This is a genomic window from Mycobacterium innocens (assembly GCF_900566055.1).
Lineage (GTDB): Bacteria > Actinomycetota > Actinomycetes > Mycobacteriales > Mycobacteriaceae > Mycobacterium > Mycobacterium innocens.
Genome location: NZ_UPHQ01000022.1, coordinates 18,507 through 27,342 on the forward strand (window position 1 = coordinate 18,507; position 8,836 = coordinate 27,342).

An 8,836-nucleotide genomic window follows, 5' to 3' on the forward strand; every position below is an offset into this window, starting at 1 on the left:
CCATTGACGGGACGCAAGCATCAACCTGCCCGATGGGCAGGTCTCGACCAAACGCTTTGAGCGGCAGCGAGATCGACGCGAGCGTGTCGACATGCGAGTGCCCGTCGCGCTGCCGTCGATCTCGGCGAACGGCGGCGCCTACCCCCAGTTCCACACCGACATGTCGCCGGGTGGGTATTGGTTGCACACCTCGGTGGACTTGGCGACAACGCCCTTGTTGTTGAAGAAGATCTTCATGTGGTTACGCCAGCCCCACCACAGCGGATCGATGGAATCGTAGAAGTGCTCGGAGTAATCCCGGCGGTCCGCCGGTGACAACGAGAAGAACCAGTGCACTTTGTCCTGGGTCGCCTGCTGGTACTGCGCATGGTTGTTGTAGTCGATCATGTAGCGCTCGTAGTACACCGGGCTGGTGTCCCTGGTGGCCGCGAGTACTTGTTCGGCGTCGCAGGTGGTGGCGATTATCCGGCGAGGGATCGGAAAGTCTTCGGTGGAATCGGCCGTTGCGGTGCTCGGGACGGCCACTGCGGCGACACCCAACGCGAGAAAAACAACGCCTGCGCGCAGGCGAGAACTCAGCCGAGACATAGTTGTTACGGTAACACTTTCCGGCCCCGGGCATAGCGCCGACCGTCACCTTGAGTCATATTCCTAGCCCAGCTCACTATGCAGTGCCATCAGGGATGATGACGTGGTTGGGGTCGGGCCGAAGCTCCGGGGGAGCCTGACTGTAGTCGCCGAACGGGCCGTCGCGGCGCTCGACCGCGGCCCGCACCCCCTGGGTTTCGGCGGTCGTGATGAAGGCCAGAGCCTCGGGGGTGTTGCGCATCAGGCCGTCGAGAATGCCGCCCAACGTCTGGGTGGACGCCAGTCCCATGTTCTCGTAGGCCTGGTTGACGATCAGCTTCTGGGCCTGCAACTGCGACAACGGGATTCGTGCCAGCTCGATGGCGATCTCGGCGACCCGCGCCTCGAGCCGTTCGAAGGGCACCGCCTCGTTGATCAGCTCGACCTCGGCGGCCTGGACACCGGTCAACGGCCGGCCGGTCAGCGCATGCCACTTGACCTTGGCCAGGCTCAGGCGGTATAGCCACATCCCGGTCAGGTAGGTCCCCCACATGCGGCTGTAGGGGGTTCCGATCACGGCGTCCTCGCTGGCGATCACGATGTCGGCGCACAACGCATAGTCGCTGGCCCCGCCCACGCACCAGCCGTGCACCTGGGCGATCACCGGTTTGGATGCCCGCCAGATGGCCATGATTCACCGGATTAACAATGCAAGCCAGCTGCAGCCGGGGCAACTCGGGATCGAGGGCGCCCACGAGAGGGTGGTGTGGACGGCCAGTTCTGCTGGTTTCGACGCAACCATCGCGCCCCGGTACCCGAAGTTGAATCGATCGAGGAGCTGAACGCCATGATCGACGCGTGGGACGTCGCCGATGACGCGCGGCGGATCGGGACTCCCACACCATCGGCGAACACTTCCCGATGGAGAAGCCGCTACTCAAACCGTTATCGGAGGAACGGTTCGAGACCGAACGCCTAGTTCACGCCCGGCTCGACCGCTACGCGCAGGTCACGACCCGCACGAACCGTTACAGCGTGCCGGCCCTGATGATCGGACGGCAGGTCGGTTGCGTCAGTTCCTCACCGAGAAAGGCTATGGGGACGGCCTCGGTTTGTTCTTCGACATTCTCGGCTTGACCGCCGTCGGCCGCCCACCGAGCAGGGCTAGCTGGGTCGGGCGGTGAGGCGGATGACGGGGATGTCGCGGTCGGTCTGCTTCTCGTATTTTGCGAATTGCTTTTTGGCAGCGGTGATCTGGCGCCAAGCCCGGTCGCGGGCCTGGCCGTGGAGCTGCTCGGCGCTGACGGGAATGGTGCGGCCGCCGACGTCGATGCGGGCGCGATCGGGGTGGGCGGCCAGGTTGTAGTACCAGGCGGGGTTGTGGGCGGCGCCGTTCGCCGAGGCCACAATGAGCCAACTGTGGTCGCTGTCGGGGAACCAGGCGACGGGGGTGCTGCGTTCGGTCCCGCTCTTGCGGCCAATGGTGGTCAAGACCAGGGCGTCCATGCCCATGATGCGCCCGCCTTTGCGGCGGATTCGACGCGTGTTCCAGGTGTTGATCCATTTCATCAGCCGCCCCCCGGGCTGACGGGCGCCTCGGGTGCCATTACGGGTATCGAAAGTCATGAATGCTCCTCAGTTGCAGTAACAATGTTGCTAGCGGCGACGTAGCCAGTACCAGTGGGCGGGGATGGTGTGGCGCAGCTTCATCCGGTTGATGGTGAAGTTCTTCGGCTCGGTGTGTTCGATGGTGAAGTCGTTGCCGAACGCGTCGGGAATTTCACCGGGTTGGATGCCGATGCCCTCCCACATCATCAGCGGTGTACCCGGCTGCATGACGGCGGCGAGCTCGGCCACATAGACCGGCTTGGCGCCGATGGGCAGCGAGTGATAACAGCCCATGTCCAGCACCAGATCGATCGGGGTGGCCAACGGCAGCTGCGACAACCGAGTCACGTCACCTTCCAGGAAGCTGGCGCCCGGGATGTCCGTCGCATCGCGGGTGGCTCGCCGGATCGCCGCAGCGGAGAAGTCCACGCCGGTGGCCTGCCAACCGTGAGTGGCCAGATAGCGCACGTTGGTGCCGGTTCCGCAACCGACGTCGAGGGCATGCCCCGGTGACAGCGCATTGTCGCCCTCGACGGCATCGCGCAGCTCTTCAGGCACCGGTGTGTCCCAGATCGGTCGGCCGAGGCGGTACAGGAGGTCGAACTGCAGGTGTCGCAAGCTCATAGTGCTCCGATTCTTTGTCGTGGGGCGGTCACGGGTGGATCTCGCCGAGCAGGTAGCGCTGCAGGGTGGCGCCCAGGTCAGCGGCCAGCCGCCCGCGGGGATGGGTTGCCAGCGGTGCGATCGCGACGATGTAGCGGGCCAGGGTCAGGCCCACGACCTGCGACATCACCAGACCGGCGCGGTAGTCGGCCTGGTCGGCGTCCAGCCGCCGGGCGATCGGAACGACGAGTTCGCGGGTGAGGAAGTCGCGCACCAGCCGGGCGGCTTCGGGTTCGGCGGTCGCGGCACGGACCATGCCGACGATGGGCCGACGCCGGACCTCGTCGTCGAGGACGTCGAGGACCGCGGTGGCCAGGCGCAGCCCAGCGGTGCCGGGGTCACCGGCCACCACGTGATCGATCAACGCCCCCGGATCGATCGGTAACTCGACGACGGCCAGGAACAGGTCGAGTTTGGTGCCGAAGTAGTGGGTGACCAGGGCCGGGTCCACCCCAGCCGCAATCGCGACCTGCCGCATCGAGGTGCGGTCATAACCCAGCTCGGCGAATTGCTTGCGCGCGACGTCCTCGATCAGCGCCCGGGTGGTGCTGGGTCCGGGCCGCCGCCCGGAATGCGCGGGTCGCCTCACTGGCTCGCCTGTGCGCCTTGACGACAGAATTCAGTACGTGCAGAATTCAGCATGTATTGAATACTAGCGTGAGGACGACGATGCGACCAGTTCCGACCGAACAGTCCACCCCGGAGGTGCTGATCATCGGCGCCGGGCCGTCGGGACTGACCGCGGCGGTCGTCCTGGCCGCCCACGGAGTCGCCGCGCGGGTGGTGGACCCCGAGCGCGGTCCCACCGATCAGTCCCGAGCCCTGGTGGTCCAGGCCCGCACCCTGGAATTGTGGCGCAAACTCGGACTGGCCGACCCCGCGATCGCGCACGGCAAAAAGGCCACCGGGGTGATCGCCTACTCCAACGGCACGCTGCTCAACGATGGCCGCTCCCTGATCGACTTCGCCACACTGGGCGCCGGCCAGACCCCGTATCCGTTCCTACTGGTCTTCGAGCAGAGCAAGACCGAACGCCTCCTGCTGGATCGGCTCACCGAACTCGGCGGCGCGGTCGACTGGGGCGTGCACGCGCACACTGTGCGCGCTCACGACGATCACGTGGAAATGGTTCTGCGCCACCACAACCCGGGCGATACGACAACCGAGGAAACGGTGACGCCGCACTGGGTCATAGGCGCGGACGGCGCCAGCAGCATCGTGCGCCACACCCTGAATCTGGGCTTTGACGGCGGCTCCTACGAACAAGCCTTCTTCCTCTCCGACGTGGCCGTGACCTGGCCGCACACCGGTGACCATCTGGGACTGGCCCTCACCGACAGCGGCACCTTCCTCTTCGTGCCGATGCCGACAGATCCCGGCGCCCCGCCGCGCTACCGGGTCCTGGGTTCTCTCACCCCGGACATGGCCGCGCGCCAACAGCTCGACATCACCGACGTCCAACGGGCCATCGACCAGCACTCCGGGGTGCGGGCCACGGTCTCCGACGCCAAATGGGTCTCGCTATACCGGCTACACCACCGGATGGCGCAGCGGTTCAGTGTGGGCAAGGTCTTTCTGATCGGCGACGCCGCCCACATCCACAGCCCGGTCGGCGGCCAAGGCATGAACACCGGCATCCAGGACGCTTACAACCTCGCCTGGAAACTCGCGCTAGTCATCCGCGGAGACGCCCAAGCGCCGCTGCTCGACAGCTACGCCGCCGAACGCATGCCTGTCGCTCGCGCCTTGCTCAAAGGCACCGACAACGCCTTCAACGTGATGGTCTCCGACCGCACAGCGGTGCGGTGGGGCCGCCGCGTAGCCGCACGCCTGCTGCCCTTCGCGTTGCGCCACCTGACCGCCACCACCCGGCGCGTATTCGCGACCCTGTCCCAAATCGCCATCACCTACGCGCTCAGCCCCACCCGCGCAGGCACCGCGATCACCGGGGCACGCCCCGGCGACCGCGCACCCCACGCCGAACTCCGAACCGGCTGCCGCGCCGGGACCAGCGTGCTCAGCCTGCTCGACGGACCCGATCACCACCTGCTCCTACTCGACCAGACCGGAACACCAAGCGAGCCGAGTGACCGGTTCGGCGCCATCATCAACGACTTCGCACCAGCCATTCACATCCACCACATCGACCCACGAGAAACCCAGGTCCACGACGCATACGACATCAACGCACCCACCGCGGTGCTGATCCGGCCGGACGGCTACATCGCCTGGCGCGGCGCCGCCAGCGACGCCGACGGGCTCAGAAAATACCTGGCGACCTGGTACACCCCTAGTGCCACCGCCCGCACCCCGAAAGCGGCAGCCAGCCCGAATTTGTGACGTCAATTTCGCGATCAACAACAGGCCGAATCGCCCACCACCGCTGTCCAAATTGGCAATCAACTGACTTCAGGGATCGCGATCAAAGCCATGGTGTGGGACAACGAATCCGCAGTAGGCTGGCGGCGAGCCGGCAAAACCAACGACTGAACCCTCCACCTGCCAGAACGTCGCGGTCATAGGGCCTGGGCGCGGGGTTCGAGAAGGCGTTTGGGATGCATGCCGTCGACTTGGCCGATGAACGGCGGGTGGATGCTGTAGCCGAGCATGCGGCGAATGTCTTCCGACACCGCGCGCACGGTGTCACGGGTGGTCGACAACGTGAACGCTTCCTGGGGGCGCAGCCACGGCTCGCAATACTGGGCGGTCACGGCCAGGCGCGGGGCAGCGGAGCGGTTGGCGCCGCCGCCGTGCCATAGCGTGCTGAGGAAGAACACGCACGAGCCAGCCTCCATCACCACCGGTTCACGCTCGGTCTCCGCGGGCGTCCGCTGCCCCCACAGGTGGCTGCCGAGGATGATGTCGGTGGCGCCGTTATCCGCGGTGAAATCGTCGATCGCCCAAATCGTGGCGGCTCCGAGCGCGGCGCGCGGGCGCGGCGGCGGGTAAAACCCGTCATCGGTGTGCAGCAACTGCGCCCGCTCGCCGGGCAAGATGTTGATCACCTGCAGCATCGACAACAGATAATTCGGCAGAAACAACCGATCCAGCAACGCCAGCACCCGCGGATGGTCCGCGATCCGATCACAACTGCGGGTCTTGTTCAACACGCTGTACACGCGCTGTGTCATCCGGCCCTCGAAACCGTTGCGGCCGTGTCGATCCAGCAGCGGCGCAACAGCGTCGCGGATCTCGCCGAGCTCGGCCGGCGTCAGTAGATCGGGCAGGATCACATACCCGTCGCGCTGCAGCGCGGCAAGATCTGCCTCGCTAACCGCCGCGTCGATGCTCGCGCCGCTACTGGCGGTCCGGCGATAGGTTCCGGCCAAATCCCCACCCAGATCCATCAAGGACGACACGTCGGTACTCACGCAGGGCTCCTCACGGGCCGGTTAGCATAACTGACTTCTGTTATGTTTTCGACTATGGCACGCGCCCCGATCGGACGTCAACAGCTGCTCGACGCCGCCCGCGAGGAACTGATCCGCGGCAACGGCGTGATGGAGTTGAGCGCGCTCACCCGTCGTGCCGGGCTGAGTACGGGCGCGCTCTACCACCATTTCGGCTCCAAAAGCGGACTGCTGATAGCAATTTACGACGGCTTCTATGAAAGCCTCCGTGAGGCCATCGCCGACACCCATCTGCCCGCAGACGCTGACTGGGCCACCCGCGAACATGAACGCACCCGCTTATTCGTTGCACGCCACTTCGCCGATCCCCTCGCGCCCATCCTGCTCAATCGCACGAGCCTGGACCCGCAGCTCCCCGAACTTGAGGCGGCCTATCTCCAGAACCTCATCGATAACGCTGCTGGCAACATCCGCCGCGGCCAGCAGCTGGGCCAGCTGCCCGCCGACCTTGATCCCGACAGTGCCGGCGCCTACATCATCGGCGGCCTGCGTCACGGGATCGCCCAACAGCTCCGCGCCACCCCAACCCTTACCCCAGGCAGGGTCACTGAACGATTGTGGCGGCTGACCGCCGCCGCACTCGGAATCGCCGGACAAGGGTCGAATTCCCTTGCGCCGTCTGACTAGTGGTGATCCGGCCCTAGCCGCGCAAGCCGTGCGACCGTCACAAACATCGCCATGACCGCAAGATGCTCGCGGAGTCACGTGACGGATGCAGCCGATGTGGGCGAACGGTTATCCTCGTATTTCAATCGTGAGCCACATAAAATCATCGACGCCGCAACGGATCTCGAAGTGTTGGGATTCCTAACTCTGCCTTCACCGGGCTCTGAGCGGCCGCAGCAGCGGCACGATCGAGGTTGGTGAGTTTCTTAACTGCTGCTTCGCGGCTGATTTTCAGACCTGCGACTTCGCCGAGCCAGCCGTTGACTTCGGCTTCTTTGATTCGTTCGGTGAGGTTGGCGATGATGTCGGCGATGCGTCCGCGCTGTCTGGAATCGATTCGCAGCATCGGGCATCTGATGCAGGCGTGTTCATGTTTACAGGGCGTGCCGTACGGCCTGCCGCAGGTGCCGAGTTCGAGTTTGCGTTCGTGGAAATGTTGCCGAAACTCGACCCATTCTTGTTCGCTTGGTTCCCGGTATTCGGCTTCAGGCCGGATGCTTCGTCGTTTGTCGATGTACGTTCGGTAGGCGCGGATCATCTCGTCTGGGAAGACAGCAAGATAGTGCTGTGTCGTTTCCAGACTGGCATGGCCGAGTACTTTGGCGGCGATATGCACGGGCAGACCACCCGTCACCGCTTCCGTGGCGAACATCCGACGGAAATCGTGCGGCACGAACCGCATTGGTTCACCAGCGGCGTCGGTGATTCCAGCGTGGGCCACTGCCAGATTCAGGAGACGGTGGACCTGCTCAAGATTCAACACGCTGTTGCGGGCTTGTTGGTTGCTGAACCGTTGGAATAGGTGCGGTAGCGGCGGGCCGTCGAGTCGTTCTGCCGGGTCATAGCGGCTCACGGACGGAACTTTGCCGCCGTGGTATAGGCGGAGCCGAGTGATGATGGCCACCAGCACATTGGCCAGCTCGGGCCCAATGAGCAGTACGCGTTCCTCGTTGTTCTTCGACGGGACAATTTGGAGCAAAGGGACAACTTCGCCTGTATCTGCAAGCTGGTATTGAACGACCGCCAGCTGGGTGAGTTCAAGGAGTTCCTCGAGTCGAATGCCGGTATGGCGCAGCGTCTCAACGACCGCCCAGCACCAGAACGCGTCGTCTTCTGCCTGAGTGGCGTCATGCTTTTCCCGGGTGCCGAGCCGCTGCACCATTACCCGAGGTGACCCCATATGGCGCGCCGCGCGCCTTTTGGTGTACTGCGCCACGCGTTGGTAGGTCAGGCCTGCGTACTCGAACGTCTGCCCAACCTGGCTGCGCGACGCGCGATTCAGTAGCTCGGACGTGGTGCGGCGCTGATCCTCGACCGCCTCGACGATTGCATCCAGATGCGGCAGGCGCTCGCGGATCCGCTGATGCATGTCAGCGATTACCTTCTGTTTTTCCTCACCGAGGCCGATTGTTTCGCCGCGTCGGATCGGATAGGGGACTGCCCATTGCGCCCACGTCGGATCCTCCAATGCCCACTCGGCGATGTCGAGATAGAAACTGCGTACAGTCACCAGGTGGGTGATGTAGAACCGCCGCGGCTTGACAACGCCCTTTGAAACCACCACCCGGAGTCGCTGTTTCCAGGCTTCGGCTACATCTGACGGCAGGTGAAGCGTGTCGATACCGGGATGATGCTTTTCGATGTCGACCCAGAACAACCCCACCAACACCGTGACGACTGACCGGAACGATGAGAAATCCATAGCCGACCGCCTCTGATCGAGATAGCGGACCAGGACATCACGTACCGGGCGACAGGCAACATGGTAGGAATCGACGAGCTCAGCGGTGCTAGGCCCTGAGTAAGCGTGTCGGCTGGGGAGGATAGGGCAAAGGCCTTACCCTGGCTGGGTTTGCGACTTCAACGCAGCCCAGCGGGAAAGGCCTTTGTGGTGAAGAAGATATCGCATGAGCAGAGTCGGC

General features: G+C 64.4%; 9 protein-coding genes and 1 pseudogene. 3 read left to right on the top strand and 7 right to left on the bottom strand.

Annotated elements, in window-relative coordinates; all coding sequences use genetic code 11:
- Window positions 1-138: 138 nt before the first annotated feature.
- Complete coding sequence (locus EET03_RS02495; protein ID WP_075544461.1) at window positions 139-588, bottom strand: DUF5078 domain-containing protein; 450 nt, start codon at window positions 586-588, stop codon at window positions 139-141.
- Window positions 589-664: 76 nt separating this feature from the next.
- A pseudogene (locus EET03_RS02500) lies at window positions 665-1,258 on the bottom strand (crotonase/enoyl-CoA hydratase family protein); the annotation flags it as partial.
- Window positions 1,259-1,488: 230 nt separating this feature from the next.
- On the opposite strand from EET03_RS02500, the gene EET03_RS32885 reads away from it, so the two are divergent.
- Window positions 1,489-1,704 (top strand): Mu transposase domain-containing protein, encoded by a 216-nt coding sequence (locus tag EET03_RS32885; RefSeq protein ID WP_075544460.1) that lies wholly within the window; start codon window positions 1,489-1,491, stop codon window positions 1,702-1,704.
- A gap of 27 nt (window positions 1,705-1,731) precedes the next feature.
- Here the strand turns inward: EET03_RS32885 and EET03_RS02510 are convergent, their stop codons facing one another.
- Genes EET03_RS02510 through EET03_RS02520 form a run of 3 tightly spaced genes read right to left on the bottom strand, consistent with a single transcriptional unit; the run spans window position 1,732 to window position 3,427 of the window.
- Entirely contained in the window at window positions 1,732-2,193 is a 462-nt protein-coding gene (locus EET03_RS02510) for a nitroreductase/quinone reductase family protein (RefSeq protein ID WP_082274841.1), read from the bottom strand.
- A gap of 30 nt (window positions 2,194-2,223) precedes the next feature.
- Window positions 2,224-2,799, bottom strand: a complete 576-nt coding sequence (locus tag EET03_RS02515) for a class I SAM-dependent methyltransferase (protein ID WP_075544458.1) — start codon at window positions 2,797-2,799, stop codon at window positions 2,224-2,226.
- A gap of 28 nt (window positions 2,800-2,827) precedes the next feature.
- Window positions 2,828-3,427 (bottom strand): TetR/AcrR family transcriptional regulator, encoded by a 600-nt coding sequence (locus EET03_RS02520; protein WP_075544457.1) that lies wholly within the window; start codon window positions 3,425-3,427, stop codon window positions 2,828-2,830.
- 80 nt (window positions 3,428-3,507) lie between these two features.
- On the opposite strand from EET03_RS02520, the gene EET03_RS02525 reads away from it, so the two are divergent.
- Window positions 3,508-5,178, top strand: a complete 1,671-nt coding sequence (locus EET03_RS02525; RefSeq protein WP_099193931.1) for an FAD-dependent monooxygenase — start codon at window positions 3,508-3,510, stop codon at window positions 5,176-5,178.
- Between the two features lie 176 nt (window positions 5,179-5,354).
- Here the strand turns inward: EET03_RS02525 and EET03_RS02530 are convergent, their stop codons facing one another.
- A complete protein-coding gene (locus EET03_RS02530) occupies window positions 5,355-6,209 on the bottom strand; it encodes a phytanoyl-CoA dioxygenase family protein (RefSeq protein ID WP_075544455.1) in 855 nt (284 codons plus the stop codon).
- 54 nt (window positions 6,210-6,263) lie between these two features.
- On the opposite strand from EET03_RS02530, the gene EET03_RS02535 reads away from it, so the two are divergent.
- A complete protein-coding gene (locus EET03_RS02535; RefSeq protein WP_075544454.1) occupies window positions 6,264-6,875 on the top strand; it encodes a TetR/AcrR family transcriptional regulator in 612 nt (203 codons plus the stop codon).
- Window positions 6,876-7,017: 142 nt separating this feature from the next.
- Here EET03_RS02535 and EET03_RS02540 read toward each other — a convergent pair whose 3' ends face one another.
- Window positions 7,018-8,616, bottom strand: coding sequence for a site-specific integrase (locus tag EET03_RS02540; protein ID WP_082274839.1), 1,599 nt, complete (start codon window positions 8,614-8,616; stop codon window positions 7,018-7,020).
- Between the last annotated feature and the right edge of the window lie 220 nt (window positions 8,617-8,836).

Bases quoted from the DNA above. Each gene is read 5' to 3' on its own strand.
- EET03_RS02495 (WP_075544461.1), bottom strand. From the start codon at position 588: ATGTCTCGGCTGAGTTCTCGCCTGCGCGCAGGCGTTGTTTTTCTCGCG.
- EET03_RS32885 (WP_075544460.1), top strand. From the start codon at position 1,489: ATGGAGAAGCCGCTACTCAAACCGTTATCGGAGGAACGGTTCGAGACC.
- EET03_RS02510 (WP_082274841.1), bottom strand. From the start codon at position 2,193: ATGACTTTCGATACCCGTAATGGCACCCGAGGCGCCCGTCAGCCCGGG.
- EET03_RS02515 (WP_075544458.1), bottom strand. From the start codon at position 2,799: ATGAGCTTGCGACACCTGCAGTTCGACCTCCTGTACCGCCTCGGCCGA.
- EET03_RS02525 (WP_099193931.1), top strand. From the start codon at position 3,508: ATGCGACCAGTTCCGACCGAACAGTCCACCCCGGAGGTGCTGATCATC.
- EET03_RS02535 (WP_075544454.1), top strand. From the start codon at position 6,264: ATGGCACGCGCCCCGATCGGACGTCAACAGCTGCTCGACGCCGCCCGC.
- EET03_RS02540 (WP_082274839.1), bottom strand. From the start codon at position 8,616: ATGGATTTCTCATCGTTCCGGTCAGTCGTCACGGTGTTGGTGGGGTTG.